Source organism: Priestia sp. USM5 (assembly GCF_058323215.1).
Genome location: NZ_JBSGKN010000002.1, coordinates 102,314 through 118,881, shown reverse-complemented (window position 1 = coordinate 118,881; position 16,568 = coordinate 102,314). Strand labels below are relative to the sequence as shown.

Sequence of the window (16,568 nt, the reverse complement as noted above, 5' to 3'; positions counted from 1 at the left end):
TGACATGCTTAATAAATAAAACCTATCTGATATTATATCGAAAAATGTCATTTCATGATAGCATTTATATAAAAACATGAAATAATTTCTTTTACTTATTATTATGTAACATTTTATGAGAATTCATCAATAAACGATATAACCATCTTTTGTACAACGGGCTCTAACCCAAAAGAACTATTGAAAATCTCCATGATTCCCAATAGTTCTCCTAGTAAATCTATTTTTACATATGCCCTTCTTTTTCGACAATTTCTCTAAAATAGCTCACTAACTCTTCTCGCAGCGGTTCTCTTTGTAAGGCTAAATCAATTGTTGCTTTAATGAATCCAAATTTATCTCCAACATCATAACGTTTTCCTTCGAAATAATAAGCAAGAACACGTTGAAATTCATTCAGACGTAAAATAGCATCTGTTAATTGAATTTCTCCACCTGCACCAATCTCTTCTCTGCTTAAGATATCAAAAATTTCCGGTGTTAAAATATAGCGCCCCATAATTGCATAGCCTGAAGGGGCATCTTCTGGATTCGGTTTTTCAACGAGCGTTTCTACGTCTAATAATCCTTTTTCAAGAGGCTCTCCTTTAGGGCCTACAATTCCGTACTTTGAGGTTTCTTTCCTAGGCACCTCCTGTACACCAACTACAGCGCATTCATATTTTTCGTATACGTCCATTAACTGTTTCAAACAAGGTGTTTCTGATTGAACTACATCATCCCCTAGCATAACAGCAAACGGTTCATCTCCGATAAAACTTCTTGCACAGTGAATGGCATGACCTAATCCTTTAGGTTCCTTTTGACGAATGTAGTGAACATTAGCCAAATTCGAAATCCCCTGCACTTCTTCAAGCATGTCCCACTTTTCCTTTGCCGCTAATGTTTCTTCTAGCTCATATGATTTATCAAAATGATCCTCGATTGCTCGTTTTCCGCGACCGCTTACAATTAAAATATCTTCAATACCTGATGCTACTGCTTCTTCCACAATGTATTGAATCGTTGGTTTATCTACAATTGGCAGCATTTCTTTAGGCTGTGCTTTTGTAGCCGGCAAAAAGCGTGTCCCTAATCCAGCTGCTGGAATAATAGCTTTACGAATTTTCACTTACTTTTCCTCCTGTCAATGTCAATCGTGCTTATTGGTTATAGTATAGTAAGTCTTCGATTGAGTATGTACACAAAGTCATGTTGAATCCATTTCTTTTTATAAAGAGTCATGTTGGATTCTGCTTTATCATAACAAAAGATTTTGTATAATTCTATTTTTATCATTTATAATGAAAAGAAAATTAATCACTTATAAATATAATTTTATGTTCCACTTATGTATAGAAAGGAATGGGATTATGAGTTCGTTTTCAGATCACTTACAGCACCAATTTATACATCATTTCCCGTACAGTGATGCAAGCTATCGTACAAATGCCCAAGCAGGACTAGACCTTTACCGTACCCATTCATTCTTCATTTTGCACAATGATGAACAGATATTAAACGTTAAAATCGATTCGTTTTATGTTGAACTAAACAAACAGCTGCTCCCTGAAAGTACCTGTTCTTGTCAGCATAACGGATTTTGTGAACACTGCTTTGCAGCGTTTTTTTATATGTATTCATTAATAGAACCGCTTTCGCCCCTATTCAAAGAATGGCGAAACCATGAGAAAGAAGCTTTGACTATGCTATCTGCCAAACAAGTGTTAAAAAAACCCAAGGCAACTTTTCAAGAGTGGAGACAAACTTTTGAGGAGCAGTATACGCTTTTTATGCAGGGGCGGAACGAAAATGACCGGTCCATTTATCATGAATATTATCAGTACTATTACCGTTCTTTAGTGAAAAAAGCTCCTGAGCATCCATTGCTTTATGCTTTATTTTGTATGTATGGAGCGGTTCATACATTTTATAAACTATCAGCTCAATTACAGGCACATCAGCTTTCTACTAACATCGAGGAATCATTCGTATATAGTCACGTCTACAAAATAACAAATGAAATTTATGCTACCGCTGATTCATTAAAGCAAACGAAATACGATCGGGATGCATTATCTATTATAGAGGACAGCATCCCATACATCCGAGAATTATTGCATAATGATATGCCTTTACAATATGAGCGTATTGAAATTTATCGCGTTATTTGGCAAAAAGTCTTCACGTTAGAAAGATGGCGAAAAAATGAGGAACGCGAATTAAAAGCCAAGCATGGTTCTTTTATAAATAATACAGCTCTTTCCTATCTTTTATTTCTTCAAGAAAAAGATAGAGAAGCAAAAGAACGTTTGAGCGATGGAACATTACAAATGATTCCCTATCTTATCCCTTGGTTAAATGATTTATTGCACGAAAAAGAAACTGACCGCTTTGCTCAGTGGGGCTCTTATATAATGACCTATATAGGAGATTACGTACGCACCGTTCCAACTACTTATCAAGGAAGCCGAAATATGGTCTCCATGATTGTAAATTTATTTCAGCACTATAAAGACTTAACGAACGAGCAAACTTTGTATACTGAAGCATTGCAAACATTACTTCCCTATAGTTTTATTGAATACAGTGATTTTCTATATGCTTCTAACCAATTAAAAAAATGGGTTGAATTACAGGTGCTTCTTCAATATGACAGCATTAAATATGACGAGCAAACGATAGAGGCCTTAAAACAAAAAGATGAAAAGCTGGTTATTCCTCTTTATCATCAAATGATTTCAAAGCTGATTTATGAAAAAAAGAAAAGCAGTTATCAAGAAGCCTATATCTACTTACAAGAATTAAAAAGACTTTATCTACAAATGAATCGCTCTCTACTATGGGAACATTATATAGAAGAATTAGCGATAAAAACGAAGAAACAGCGCGCATTTCAACAACTATTAGAAAAAGGAGATTTACTGAATGTTTGATTTGTTTCATTTAACACTTGAAGTCGAACCTGTACACGATGACTTTTTTCTCTACTGTGTATCACCTAGCGGCCAAATTTTGCTCCCTGATACATGGAAAGATGCGCTGTTTCTATGGCATGAACAGACCTATTACGGAAGTGAAGCTACACAGGTTGAGATTAATGGAAAAAAAGGAATTCTTCTTTCTGCATGGCAAATGTTCACTTTCATACAATCACCTATTCAACAGCATGTGTTGAAACCGGCTTTATCCGCTTCAGCGGAAGATTATCAGCAAATTGCAGTCGATATGACAAAGAAGATTATCCAAGGGAAATTTCATTCTCTTCCTTTAAAAAAACAAATGACTGGATCGCTTTCACAAGCTGATGAGCAAGAGTGGCGAGCACAAATTAAAGAGAGCCTATTAAAAAAAGAAGGAAAAGACTTTTTAATAAGCATAGGAGGCGAGAGCTATAATCCTCCCTTTGACCTTTCATTGCGTGTTGTAGAGCCAACGACCGATGGAGATGTATGGACGGCTGAAACATTTGTGATTCCCCACGATGAAGCCAAAGAACCTTTTATACTGGGAGGAACACTTCCTAAAGAGTGGAATCACTACGAATCATATATCGCTTACGAACACGAACGATGGAAAGCATTGGCTCCTACTTTATACCAAAAAGGAGCGTTTATTCAGTCTGTCCTAACAGATGAGGAAGTATGGGAATTTCTAACTCAAGATAGTGCAGCATTGATTGAACAAGGTGTCTCTATCCATTTGCCAAGCTGGTGGGAATCATTAAAAAAAGCCACCATAAAAGTATCTGGCGCTATAGAAAATACTTCATCTGCATTGTTTGGTAAACAAGCTATCAGCAGCTTCCGCTGGTCATTTTCTATTGGCGATCAAACTTTTTCAGAAGAAGAGTTTCGGAAATTAGTCGAACAAAAACGCCGATTATTATCTATTAACGGACAGTGGATTCAACTGGATTCTAGATTAATTAAACAAGCGCAGAAAATTGTTAAAGAAGCTAGTAAAAAAGGCGTCTCAATTCATGAAATTTTAAAAACGAAGCTAACCTACATGGCAGACAGTAAAACTGATGAAGAAGAGGTAAAAGTTGAATTCCAACTCCCCGCTTCCTTTCAATCATTTATTACATCCTTAACGGATTTAGAACGGCTGCCGGAAGTGCTGCCTCCCTCTGAATTTAAAGGGATATTAAGACCTTATCAGCAGCAAGGCTTGAATTGGCTCATGTTTTTGAGAAAGTTTAACTTAGGAGGATGTCTAGCAGATGACATGGGGCTAGGTAAAACCATTCAATTAATTAGTTATTTAACAAACATTCATCAGTTACATAGCTTTCCTTCTCTTATCGTTTGCCCAACTTCTTTAATTGGAAACTGGGAAAAAGAATTACAGAAATTTGCCCCTTCTCTTCGTGTTCATGTTCATTACGGGCCGAAAAGAACCGGCGGAGATGCATTTGAGAAGATATGTGAAAGTACTGACGTGGTGATTACGACTTATCAAGTTGCCCTTTTGGATGTCGAATTGTTGAAAGGGTTTATATGGAACAGCATTTCCTTAGACGAAGCGCAACATGTTAAAAACCCGCAGACTAAACAGGCGAGAGCCATCCGTCAGCTGCAAGCAAGACACAAAATTGCGCTTACTGGAACTCCAATTGAAAACCGTCTGCTGGAACTATGGTCATTATTTGAATTCATCAATCCCGGTTACTTAGGAACAATCAATTCATTTAAAAACCGATTTGTAGCCGGCATTGAAAAAGGCGAGAAACCTGAACGAACTGTTGAGCTTAAAGCACTCATTCAACCTTTCTTATTGAGAAGAACAAAACAAGATAAAAGCATCGCCCGCTCACTGCCTGATAAACAAGAACAAAAAGAATATATCCCGCTGACAGCGGAACAAGCTTCACTTTACCAGGAGCTAGTTCAAGAAATGCTTCAAGAAACAGAGGAAAAAACAGGATTTGAACGAAAAGGCATGATTTTGCAAACACTAAATAAGCTAAAATTATTATGCAATCATCCAGCTTTGTACTTAAAGGAAAGTGCAGCTAAACAAACGGTACGGCGATCTCATAAAAGTGAAAAAATTATTGAACTCGTAGAGAGCATTCGCACACAGCAAGAAAGCTGTTTAATCTTTACTCAGTATATTGAAACAGGACTCATGCTACAACGAACCTTAGAAAAAGAAATCAACGAGCCGGTTTTATTCCTTCACGGAAGTTTGTCAAAAGAGCAAAGAGATGAAATGGTTGCTCAATTTCAAGCAAGGAAAAAAGCCATCTTTATCCTTTCTCTTCGCGCAGGTGGAACTGGATTGAATTTAACAGCTGCAAATCACGTTATTCATTTTGACCGATGGTGGAACCCAGCCGTTGAAAACCAGGCAACCGATCGGGCCCATCGCATTGGTCAGAATAAATTTGTTCATGTTCATAAATTCATTACAAGAGGAACGATTGAAGAAAAAATTGATGAAGTGATCAATCAAAAACAACATCTCAACAATGAACTCATCCAAGGAGATCAATGGGTAACAGAACTTTCGAATAAAGAGCTACAAGAGCTTCTTGCTTACAGAAATGAATAAGAAAAATTATAAAATGTGTTACACCGTTACCAAAAAGAGGACTTTTTTACTTGTCCTCTTTTTTTATTAGATCATTCGACACAAAAAAATAAGTGTAAATCGTTCTTCAACTACTGATAAAGATACAAAAAACGCGATAAATATCGTTTTTTGAATAAAAAGGTATTTTTATAGCGAAAAAGACCCTTTACTTTCTCTTTAAATTCCAGCATATTTATACATATAATATTTTTGTAATTTAATAGACATATTGGAAAAATAAACACGAAACATTTACATAATTAGGGGGATTTATTAATGAAAAAAAGGCAGCTCGCTTTATCTCTAGGCGCCATTGTTGGCGGGACATTCTTATATCAAGCTTCAGCTGAAGCATCTGCTGAAGCATCTGCTTCAACTGTTCAAGTGAAAGCTGGAGATACACTTTGGTCGTTATCTACTAAATATCATAAAACGATAGAAGCTTTAAAAAGCGTAAATAAGTTATCTTCAAATACAATTCGCATAGGACAAACGTTATCGATTCCTTCTGCTTCAACCTCTCAACCATCTAATAAGGAAGAAAAGCCTTCAGCTCCTGCTACTGGTTCAACCTATAAAGTTCAAAGCGGCGATACCCTTTGGAAAGTGGCTACTCGTTTTAATATGAGCGTAGAAGAATTAAAACGTTTGAACACTCTTTCTTCCAACATCATTTATATTAACCAAACGTTAAAAGTAAATGGAAGCAACAGCGCATCGACTCCAACTACGAGTAAACCAGCAGAAACTCCTTCTAAGGATGCAAACGGAACTTACAAAGTTCAGCGTGGAGATAGCCTGTCTAAAATAGCTTCGGCATTTCACATGAGCGTGAGCGAATTAAAACAAATAAATGGATTAACGTCTAATACGATTTATGTAAATCAACAATTAAAGGTATCAAAAAGCGCTCAAACAACTACGCCAACAACAAAACCAAGTACATCAACACCTTCAACTTCTAGCGGAACATTAAATGTATCGCAAATGATTTCAGATGCAAAACGTTATATGGGTGTTCCTTACAAATGGGGTGGCACAACTCCTTCTGGTTTCGACTGCAGCGGATTCATTTATTACGTAATGAAACAACAAATTTCTACAACGCGCTATACGACGGCTGGTTATTGGAGTGTATCAACACCCGTAAGTAATCCACAGCCTGGTGACCTAGTGTTTTTTAATACATATTCTAGCGGCCCTACACATATGGGCATTTACCTTGGTAATCGTCAATTTATTCATGCTGGATCTTCTACCGGTGTAACCATTGCAAGCTTAGATAACAGCTACTGGAGCAAGCGCTACTTAGGTGCAAAAAGGTTTGCTAAATAACTGATAGAAGCTGAGACAAGAGTATGTTAGCTGAAGGAAGATCCGAATGAGTTTGATTCTTGATGGAGAATCAAACTCGTTCGGATCTTTTCATTAAAAAAACCGTTAAATAATTTAACGGCTGAAATAGAGGAATAATTCGGGGATAGTGAATACTTTAATTTTCTCTCTTGAGAATATAGAAAGAGCCTTGCTCTTAAGGAGGATCTATCTTCTATTATGATAGATAAGGGGAATTAAAACCTTAGCTGAACTAATCACCCCCTTTCATACTAGATCACTTTATTCTTCTTGTTGATTTGAACCAAATGAAGAAGAATCAGATGGCTTTCCACTTAAAAATTTAACCGCATCAGCCACAACGTCGGTCATATATACTCGTTGCTGAAGATTATTTTCAAATGTGCGCGTTTGTACACGCCCTACCACGCCTACAACCGCTCCTTTATCACAGTAAGCAGCTGTATTTTCTGCATTTTTTCTCCACAGAGTAATGTTGACAAAATCAGCATCATATTCACCTTCAACATTTCGAAACGTTCGATTAATTGCTAACGTAATAGTAGATACGGCAATCCCTTCATGGGTATATCGAAGCTCCGGCTTTTTTGTCAGTCTTCCTACAAGAACAATATGGTTAATCATAGTCTACCACTCCAACTGATTGAATAATGGGAATCTTTAAGCTCATTCATGTTATAATATGGATAACCTACTATTTACGTAAAGGAGGAAACATCAATGAAAACATTTAAACTTGTGTCATTTCAATTGGTTGATGATCAAGAAAAGCGTCAGTCTGTCTCACTAACTAATGGCCTTATTATTAATAAAGAAGACGGCGAAAATAACTGGATTTTAGAAGCAGTTATCGATAAGAAATGGTACGATGAATTTCATGTTTTGTTGAAAGATAAACAAAAAGTGACGGTAGAAGCTAAAATTACGAAAGAAACAAATGATCCAGCTACCTTTATAGCTACCGTGGCTTCCATTACTTCAATTGGTGAAAATCGTATTAGTTTGTTGATGAAAGGTGTTTTAAAAGAACGGAGACTTCATTATGCTGAAATGCTCTTAGAGGATTTAATTAACCAAGGGTTATCAGGTCAAGATTTACTTCAACAGTTCAAACTGCAGCTTCGAAACAGACCGGTAAAAAGTACATCTAAAAAATAAGTCAAGTCATCTCAAGGTGTCTGGATTTAAAAGAGAGGATTATTGTTTGAGGTCTTTTTCGTTGGTCCATGAGAAGGGTAAAGAAAAGAGAACTCACTGGAGAGGTACCTTTCTTTTTTTCCTAAAAATAAATGTGCATGACTAGAACGTTTGAAGCGATTATCTCTTATGCGAGCACCTTGCCTTTTCAAATAAAAATTTGTCATTTTTTCACTCCTTTTTCTTTGTAATTCGTATATTAATGCATTTTTCCCCGTTATTCAACCATTTTTTTCAATATACCGAACAAAAAATAGGATTTTTTTACTATAAAAACCTCTATTTTTGTTCTTTTTTTTATATCCATGCAGAAAAATGAATCTTTTTAGAGAAAAAAAAGAAATAAAAACAGGTTTTATTCCCTTTATTGCAGAAAGTAAAGTGTATATGTTTCATATTGTGCAAATTAAGCATGTTACAAAGAACATGAACTACATTCGAACAATAAGACATATACTTATCTTTACGAAATCAGGTGATGCATATGAAAGATTTTGGAGAAAGAATTAAACATTTCAGACTAAAAGGAGGATTTTCACAAGAAGAATTAGCAAATCAGTTGAATGTTTCTCGTACAACTATTTCAAAATGGGAATGTTCGAAACAAACGCCTTCCATTTTTGATTTTCTATCTCTATGTAATTGTTTTCAAATTACGCTAGACCAACTTATTGAGCCTTCCTCTTATAAACAAGATTATTTACATGACTTCCAACTTCTTTACTTAACAAGAAAACGTGAATCGGATTCACAGGAAAATACCATTTTAACCCTCATAGATAAACAGCCCTTATTAAAACATGTGCTCTTACAATTTTCATCTCTGTCACCAACTCTTCAAAAAGAGTTGCTAACGGATATTATACCTTTATTAAAGAAACTTTTTTCTGCTTTGCAGCGCCAATAAAAAAAGCTGCATCAGCAGCTCTTATGTACTATTCTTTTTTATCGCCTAAAGCAAACATAATATCTGTTTCGCAGACTAACTCTCCATCTACAGTTGCGATACCTTTTCCTTTGCCAATAGATCCACGCGCACGTACAATTTCAACCTCTAAACGCAGCTGATCACCAGGTCTTACTTGCTTTTTGAAACGGCAGTTGTCAATGCCTGCAAAAAATGCTAAACGTCCTTGATTTTCCTCTTTTTTTAGCATAGCTACTGCTCCTACCTGAGCCAAAGCTTCTACAATTAAAACCCCTGGCATCACAGGATAGTCAGGGAAATGCCCGTTAAAAAATTCTTCATTGGCAGATACGTTTTTTAAACCAACTGCTTTCTTTCCCTCTTCCACTTCTAAAATACGATCGACCAATAAAAATGGATATCGGTGTGGAATAATTTCTTTAATTTGTTCAATATCAAGCATAAATAAGTCTCCTTTCAAACCGCATGTAACATACGATACTATTATCAATATACAGAATGCTCAATTGAGAAGCAACTACTTGCTTAAGCTCTGATTCCATTCACCAAGCCCATCATTTGGTCTGCAATTGAAATAGAGCGGGAATTAAACTGATACGCACGTTGGGCAATGGACATATCAGTGAGTTCTTTGCTCAAATCTACATTTGACTGTTCCAATTTCCCTTGATCTACGCCTGCTGTTTCTCGAGCTTTTCCAGTCAGATCTGTAAACATATTCGGTTGGTTCATCCCAGCTGGAAAAGCAAATAGATTTTCTCCTTTAGCTTCTAGCTCCTGCGGCTTTTGGACATTTGTTAACCCAAGGGTAAACTGGTCAACGCCCGTATTCGTAGTAACCGTTATCGTTCCACTTCCATCAATCTGTATATCTTTAAATGCGTTACTGAAAATAATAGCTTGACCATTTTCCCCCAGCACATCCTGGCCAGAACCGTTTACTAATTTAACATTGTTGGGGCCTTCAGGCCTAAGGTGAAATGAACCATCTCGCGTATATTGTACAGGCTGTTCGGAATCGTTTACGGCAACTTGAAAATAAACGTTTGGATTTGATGCAGCTACATCTAATGGTTTGTCTGTATTTTCAAAAGCACCTTGCGTCATATTTAAGCGTGTTTGGTCTAGATAAGCTCCTGAACCTTGTCGAATTCCAGACGGTGTAAGCCGCTTTTCTGTTCCCTGGTCTACTTGATTATTTACTTGTTGATACAGCATATCGTTAAATGAAGCGTCTCTCGATTTATATCCTGTCGTATTTGTATTAGATAAATTGTGACTGATGACATCAAGCTGCTGCTGTAGCTGCCCCATTGTATTAGCCGCTGTTATCATTGTACGGTTCATTCTCTTCATCTCCCCTGTTGCTTTTAGCGCACACGTCCAATTTCATTTGCCGCTTTATCCATGCTTCTATCGTAAGCTTGCATTATTTTTTGATTTGCTTCAAAAGCTCTGTAAGCTGTTAGTAAATCCGTCATACTTTGAGCAGCATCTACATTGGAACGTTCAACAAATCCTTGCTTTAACTGATAAGAAATGCCTGGATTATTTCTTGCTGAAGGCAAGGACTGATTGTTCAACGTTTCATACAATCCATTCCCTGCCTTTTTAATCGTTTGTAAATCACTAGAATAAGCAATACCGATTTGTGCAATCTGCTGATTATTTTCCGTTACGTTACCCTGTGAATCAACTGTAAAGTTTTCACTTTTCAGTTGAATTGGCTGATTATTTGTATTTAATACATAAGCTCCCGTAGACGTAGTTAAAAACCCTTCTTGATCTAATGTAAAATTACTGTTTCTTGTATATTGAGGCGTATTATTAGGGCTTTGTACCACAAAAAATAGGCCGCCCTCTTTTGTAGGCATATTTTGCTCCATCAATGCAATATCAGTTGATTGAGACGTTTGCTGAAGATCACCTTGTGTAAAATTTGGAACTGTTTCTTGCATATACACACCCGTATTAATTGTACCTATGTCTTTTTTGTTCTGAACAGAGATGTTACGGTCAGTGGGTAAATCTTCAGATTCCATTCGCTGCAGTAACATATCAGGAAATGCCTTTAACGTACCTTGATCTGCTTTAAATCCTGGCGTATTAGCATTTGCTATGTTATTCGTTAATAAGTCAGTTTGACGCTGCTGAGACAGCATACCCGCTGCTGCCGTGTAAAACCCTTTAAACATACTTCATCCTCCTTACAAGTAAACGTTGTTCGTTATAGCCGGCTGACAGAGTATAATAAATAAAAGAAGAGACTCCTCTGTATGAAACGAGCCAATAGAGGAGTCTTCATTTATTTAAACAATATTGCGACGAGATAGTTTATCAATATTATCAAGCATAATACCTGTTCCAACAGCTACACAACCCATTGGATTTTCTGCAATTAGCACAGGCACCTTTAATTCTTCCGCTAACAGCTGATCCATACCGTGAAGCAATGCTCCACCGCCAGTTAAAATAACGCCTCTGTCTATAATATCGGCAGAAAGTTCGGGAGGTGTACGCTCTAATACACTTTTCGAAGCTTGTACAATGACGCTGACAGACTCTCTAAGTGCCTCCTCTACTTCCTCAGAATAAACAGTAACCGTACGAGGTAAGCCTGAAACCATGTCTCGCCCTCGAATGTCCAGCTCTTCATTACGAGCTTTAGGAAACACTGTGCCAATTTTCACTTTAATTTCTTCTGCTGTACGCTCTCCAATTAAGAGCTTATATTTTTGTTTAATGTACTGCAAAATTTCCGCATCAAAACGATCACCAGCCATCTTAATAGAAGCTGCTGTTACAATATCGCCCATTGAAAGGACAGCCACATCGGTTGTACCTCCACCAATATCTACGACCATGTTTCCGCTCGGCTGAAAGATATCCATTCCAGCGCCAATAGCCGCGACTTTTGGTTCTTCTTCCAAGTAAATGGTTTTTCCACCGCTTTTTTCAGCAGCTTCGCGAATTGCTTTTTGTTCAACAGAGGTAATATTTGTTGGACAACAAATTAAAATACGAGGCTTGGATAAAAAACCTTTTACATTTAATTTATTAATAAAGTGTTTGAGCATAGACTCGGTAATTTCGAAGTCAGCGATAACGCCATCTTTTAATGGACGAATGGCAATAATATTACTGGGCGTTCTTCCTACCATACGTCTCGCTTCTTCCCCTACTGCTAGCACTCTATTTGTATTTTTATCAATCGCCACAACAGACGGTTCATTTAACACAATTCCTTTGCCTTTAACGTGAATTAAGACGTTAGCTGTACCTAAATCGATACCAATGTCTTTTGCTAACATACCTTAAATCCTCCTTCTATTTACATATCTTTGCATGATAACCATTCTTTTTTCCTAATTTACTATTTTATCACAATTTGTATATGTATGTTGTTATTAGCAAAAATATTTATTATATACCTATTTTATCCAAAAATTAAAATGCCCTATACTACCTCTATAAAAAAGGCAATATCGGGCATTCTTTTACTTTACAGTTTCTTCTTCTTTTTTGTACTTTAATTTTGTTGCTTCTCCTCCACGCAAATGCCGAATAGATTTATGGTAATCAAGAATTTCTTTTACTTCATTTGCTAACTCAGGATTTATTTCTGGTAGACGCTCTGTTAAATCTTTATGGACAGTACTTTTCGAAACGCCAAATTCTTTCGCAATTACACGAACTGTTTTCTTTGTTTCTACAATATACTTTCCAATCTTGATAGTTCTCTCTTTGATGTAATCGTGCACACTACTCGCCCTCCCCAAATTGGATATGAGAAGTATCCAAGGGAATGTATATATTATCCCTTTTCTAACATTCTCTTTATAGGTTTGTAACAGTTTATTAGCTTGTGTGCAGATATATGCTAGAAAAGTCAGTAAGGACAAGTGATTTCTTATATTTTTTTGAAAATTTAGTGTTTTTTATTTACTTTTTTAACATAATGCATCTCATTTTAGAAAAATTCATAAAAAAAGAAGCTCGGTTTTATCCAGCTTCTTTTCGTATTTATGGTCTTGCTTTATGCATTTGGTTTAGACGTATCTGTTGAAGGTTGTTTTGAATCTTTATCTTCTTTAGTCTTTTCATCAGATGATTTTTCGCTATCCTTTGATTCTTCAGAAGAAGAGTCGTCTTTTGGTTCTGTCACTTCAGCTGCTTTGACTTCTTTGATAGAACTAACCGATTTTCCAAAATAACTGCTTGGATTAATTGCTACACCATCTTTACGAACTTCAAAGTGCACATGTGTTTTTGCTTCTTGATTATATAAGCTTTTTCCAGCTTTTGCGATCGTTTGGCCTTGTTTAACAATATCTCCTACTTCTACATCAGCTTTCTCAAGAGATTGATACTGTGTTACTAAACCATCTTTGTGATCAATTTCTACTACATAACCTAGTAAAGGATCTTTTGTTGCTTTTGTTACTGTACCGCTAGCTGCTGCTACAACATCAAATGATTTATCTCCCTTAACAGCTAAATCAACACCTGTGTTTGGATGATACGTATTGTTGTAGAAAACTAGTGCTTCTTCTTGTTGTTTTTCAGATGCTTGATCGTCGTAGAAAGGCTTTTTCACGATAGCTGATGCTTCACTAGCAACTGGCATTTTTAAATTTTCAAGCGAAGCATTTACCTCTACAGCGTCGTCTCGATAAGCCGTACCGTCTTGGCTATAGCCGCTTTTGTCTTCTTTGCTAATATCATTTCCATTAGCTTGAAACCAAAGGACTGCTGTAAGAATAATTGCTGCACTCGCTAAATAGATAGCCGGGAACACCCAACGCTTTCTAACTAATTTTTGAACTTTCGATTTTGGAGAAGTACGTTTCTTTTCTTCCTCTCTCATATATCATCACCTCAGCAATCAGTCTGAACACAATTGAATGAATATATACACAGCGATAAAAAATTTTTTTCGATTATTTTTCAACAGATGAATCTAAAATATACATTTTATTTAAAAAAAGTGAAAAACATAAAAAAGACCCTGCTATAAGGGTCGTTGAATTAGCGTTTAGCTGTCAATTGTGCAACAAACTGATCGTTAGGAGTAATCGCAACACCTGTATAATAATGAGTAACAATATCTTTATACGTTTTTCCTTCCAGTGCCATACCATTTGCTCCGTACTGACTCATCCCAATACCATGTCCATATCCTTTTGTATTGATGATAATTTCATTCCCTTTTTTTGTCCAATGAAAGTCGGCTGACGATAAATCCAGTTTTTCCCGAACATCTTTTCCCGACAGTTCTTTACCGTTTATCTTTACGTAATCTACGCGCTGCCCCGGCGTTCTAGAGACGATTTCACCTACTGATCCACTGTTTGTTAATTTCACTCCAAGCCTCTGTTCAAAGCTAGCAACAGACATTACTTTCTGATTTGTAAATTCAGGAGACTTTTTATCCCATGGACTAGCTACACTTTTTAGATAAGGAATGGAATTCTTCCAATACGCTTCTGAATTTTCAGTGTAACCATTGCTGGTAGAAAAGAACGTAGCATTAATTGGCTTATTTTTATACGTAAGAATTTGACCTTGGGTGTCCTTCACTGCTTCTTGAATTTTTTTGATTTTCCAATCATAGTCTTTGTTCCATCGGCTTCTTAGCTCATCTTTATTTAAATATACTTGGTACTCTACGGTATCAGTCACATCCGCTCCTTGGGGAAGATGACTATTTCCATTCATCATAGTTTGCACAATATAGGTTCTGGCTGCCAAACTTTGAGCCTTAAGTGCTTCAAGTTCAAAAGTAGCAGGCATTTCAGCTGCTACTACCCCTACAAGATAGTCTTCGAGCGGCAGTTTTTCTACTTTTTTCGTTTCCGTACGATAAACACTGACATCAAGAGGAGACGCTGTCACTTTTTGTAGTTTTTCGGTTTTTGGGGTCTGTTTGACATTTTCATGTAGCTTTCCATCTGTCTTTTCAGTAAAAGGAACAACGAGAAGTGTTGGGATGAGTAACACAACGAAAAAAAAGATGACTCCTAGTACGACGATTGGCTTTGCTTGTTTCATGAACGCCTAGCCTCCATATCTATTATTTTGACAAGGAACACCTATATCCCTATATTCCATATGTATGGAGGTGGACAACCTTTTATGACAGCAAACCGGCCATAAGGGTCGTCCAACGACAAAAAAAGCATCTCGCTATGAGATGCTTTTTTATGACATATTTACTTGACGTCTGAAGCCTGTTGAGTTTGTTCTACCTGCTTTGTTTCGTCATTTACACGTTCAATATCAGCGCCTAAAGCGGCTAATTTATTGTGGAAATTTACATAACCACGATCAAGGTGTTTTAATTCCGTTACACGCGTATAACCGTCTGCTACAAGTCCTGCTAATGTTAACGCTGCTGCTGCACGAAGATCTGTTGCTGCTACTTCAGCGCCTTGTAGTTGAGAAGGTCCGTTAATAATAACAGAGCGTCCTTCAATTTTAATATCAGCGTTCATGCGGCGAAACTCTTCTACGTGCATAAAGCGGTTTTCAAAAACTGTTTCTGTAATCATACTTGTGCCTTCTGCTGCTAATAATAATGCCATCATTTGAGATTGCATATCCGTAGGGAACCCTGGATGAGGCATTGTTTTAATATCTACTGATTTTAGCTTTTCAGGTCCTACAACACGTAAGCCGTCGCCTTCTTCAGTAATTTCAACACCCATTTCTTCCATTTTAGCAACAAGTGAACTGATGTGCTCTGCTACTGCACCGCGTACAAGTACGTTTCCACCTGTAATAGCTGCTGCTACCATGAATGTTCCAGCTTCGATACGATCTGGAATAATTGCATGTTCTGCACCATATAATTTATTAACACCCTCAATACGGATCGTACCAGTTCCTGCACCGCGAACTTTAGCGCCCATTGCGTTTAAGAAGTTTGCTAAGTCGACAATTTCAGGTTCTTTTGCTACGTTTTCCATAATTGTAGTGCCTTCCGCTAATGCTGCTGCCATCATAATATTTTCTGTGGCACCTACACTTGGGAAGTCTAAATAAATTTTAGCACCTTTTAGTCTTCCTTCAACTTTTGCATCAATAAAACCATTTCCTACTTGAACTTTAGCACCCATTGCTTCAAAGCCTTTAAGGTGCTGATCAATCGGTCTTGATCCAATCGCACATCCACCAGGTAAAGCTACACGAGCCTCACCCATACGCGCCAATAAAGGACCCATTACAAGTACTGAAGCGCGCATTTTTCTTACATATTCAAAAGGTGCATCTGTTTTTAACTCTCTTGATGCATCTACAACTACACGATTTGTTTCAAAATCTACTTCTGCATTCAGATGTCTTAAAACTTCGCCAATCGTAAATACATCGGAGAGAGCTGGTACATCATTTAGAATTGTTTTTCCTTCACTAGCTAATAAGGTTGCAGTGATAATAGGTAAAACGGCGTTTTTTGCTCCTTCAACTTTAACTGTACCGCTTAATCTATTTCCACCGCGGACGATGATTTTTTCCAAGGTATTCCCCT

At 36.9% G+C, this 16,568-nt stretch carries 15 protein-coding genes; 5 read left to right on the top strand and 10 right to left on the bottom strand.

Features of this window, described 5'->3' with window-relative positions:
* Nucleotides 1-226: 226 nt before the first annotated feature.
* On the bottom strand, nt 227-1,111 hold the full coding sequence (gene galU / locus ACWATA_RS24945; protein WP_028412001.1) for a UTP--glucose-1-phosphate uridylyltransferase GalU: 885 nt from the start codon (nt 1,109-1,111) through the stop codon (nt 227-229).
* 241 nt (nt 1,112-1,352) lie between these two features.
* Here galU and ACWATA_RS24940 point away from each other — a divergent pair, with 241 nt between their 5' ends.
* The 3 genes from ACWATA_RS24940 to ACWATA_RS24930 all read left to right on the top strand — a co-directional run bounded on the left by ACWATA_RS24940 (nt 1,353) and on the right by ACWATA_RS24930 (nt 6,894).
* Nucleotides 1,353-2,915: a hypothetical protein gene (locus ACWATA_RS24940; RefSeq protein WP_034263687.1), complete on the top strand. Its 1,563-nt coding sequence runs from the start codon at nt 1,353-1,355 to the stop codon at nt 2,913-2,915.
* Nucleotides 2,908-5,538 (top strand): DEAD/DEAH box helicase, encoded by a 2,631-nt coding sequence (locus ACWATA_RS24935; protein ID WP_028411999.1) that lies wholly within the window; start codon nt 2,908-2,910, stop codon nt 5,536-5,538. Before ACWATA_RS24940 ends, ACWATA_RS24935 begins: the two co-directional genes overlap by 8 nt.
* A 297-nt stretch (nt 5,539-5,835) precedes the next feature.
* On the top strand, nt 5,836-6,894 hold the full coding sequence (locus tag ACWATA_RS24930; protein WP_473050261.1) for a C40 family peptidase: 1,059 nt from the start codon (nt 5,836-5,838) through the stop codon (nt 6,892-6,894).
* Between the two features lie 282 nt (nt 6,895-7,176).
* Here the strand turns inward: ACWATA_RS24930 and ssb are convergent, their stop codons facing one another.
* Nucleotides 7,177-7,539: a single-stranded DNA-binding protein gene (gene ssb, locus ACWATA_RS24925; protein ID WP_028411997.1), complete on the bottom strand. Its 363-nt coding sequence runs from the start codon at nt 7,537-7,539 to the stop codon at nt 7,177-7,179.
* 96 nt (nt 7,540-7,635) lie between these two features.
* Between ssb and ACWATA_RS24920 the strand changes: the two genes are divergently transcribed.
* Together ACWATA_RS24920 and ACWATA_RS24915 are read left to right on the top strand one after the other, a co-directional pair.
* Entirely contained in the window at nt 7,636-8,073 is a 438-nt protein-coding gene (locus tag ACWATA_RS24920; protein ID WP_028411996.1) for a YwpF-like family protein, read from the top strand.
* 523 nt (nt 8,074-8,596) lie between these two features.
* Nucleotides 8,597-9,019 (top strand): helix-turn-helix domain-containing protein, encoded by a 423-nt coding sequence (locus ACWATA_RS24915; RefSeq protein WP_028411995.1) that lies wholly within the window; start codon nt 8,597-8,599, stop codon nt 9,017-9,019.
* Between the two features lie 28 nt (nt 9,020-9,047).
* Here ACWATA_RS24915 and fabZ read toward each other — a convergent pair whose 3' ends face one another.
* The 8 genes from fabZ to murA form a co-directional block, all read right to left on the bottom strand.
* Nucleotides 9,048-9,482 carry a 3-hydroxyacyl-ACP dehydratase FabZ gene (gene fabZ, locus ACWATA_RS24910; RefSeq protein WP_013059788.1) on the bottom strand — a complete coding sequence of 145 codons (435 nt, stop codon included), beginning with the start codon at nt 9,480-9,482 and terminating at the stop codon, nt 9,048-9,050.
* An 83-nt stretch (nt 9,483-9,565) separates the two neighbouring features.
* On the bottom strand, nt 9,566-10,387 hold the full coding sequence (locus ACWATA_RS24905; protein ID WP_033580402.1) for a flagellar hook-basal body protein: 822 nt from the start codon (nt 10,385-10,387) through the stop codon (nt 9,566-9,568).
* 23 nt (nt 10,388-10,410) lie between these two features.
* Nucleotides 10,411-11,235 carry a flagellar hook-basal body protein gene (locus ACWATA_RS24900; RefSeq protein ID WP_033580401.1) on the bottom strand — a complete coding sequence of 275 codons (825 nt, stop codon included), beginning with the start codon at nt 11,233-11,235 and terminating at the stop codon, nt 10,411-10,413.
* A gap of 114 nt (nt 11,236-11,349) precedes the next feature.
* Nucleotides 11,350-12,351, bottom strand: a complete 1,002-nt coding sequence (locus ACWATA_RS24895; protein ID WP_013059791.1) for a rod shape-determining protein — start codon at nt 12,349-12,351, stop codon at nt 11,350-11,352.
* A 186-nt stretch (nt 12,352-12,537) separates the two neighbouring features.
* Entirely contained in the window at nt 12,538-12,801 is a 264-nt protein-coding gene (spoIIID, locus tag ACWATA_RS24890) for a sporulation transcriptional regulator SpoIIID (RefSeq protein ID WP_013059792.1), read from the bottom strand.
* A 275-nt stretch (nt 12,802-13,076) separates the two neighbouring features.
* Nucleotides 13,077-13,907: a stage II sporulation protein SpoIIQ gene (gene spoIIQ / locus ACWATA_RS24885; protein WP_028409695.1), complete on the bottom strand. Its 831-nt coding sequence runs from the start codon at nt 13,905-13,907 to the stop codon at nt 13,077-13,079.
* A gap of 161 nt (nt 13,908-14,068) precedes the next feature.
* Nucleotides 14,069-15,091 carry a stage II sporulation protein D gene (spoIID, locus tag ACWATA_RS24880; RefSeq protein WP_028411991.1) on the bottom strand — a complete coding sequence of 341 codons (1,023 nt, stop codon included), beginning with the start codon at nt 15,089-15,091 and terminating at the stop codon, nt 14,069-14,071.
* 161 nt (nt 15,092-15,252) lie between these two features.
* Nucleotides 15,253-16,557, bottom strand: coding sequence for a UDP-N-acetylglucosamine 1-carboxyvinyltransferase (murA, locus tag ACWATA_RS24875; protein WP_028411990.1), 1,305 nt, complete (start codon nt 16,555-16,557; stop codon nt 15,253-15,255).
* Between the last annotated feature and the right edge of the window lie 11 nt (nt 16,558-16,568).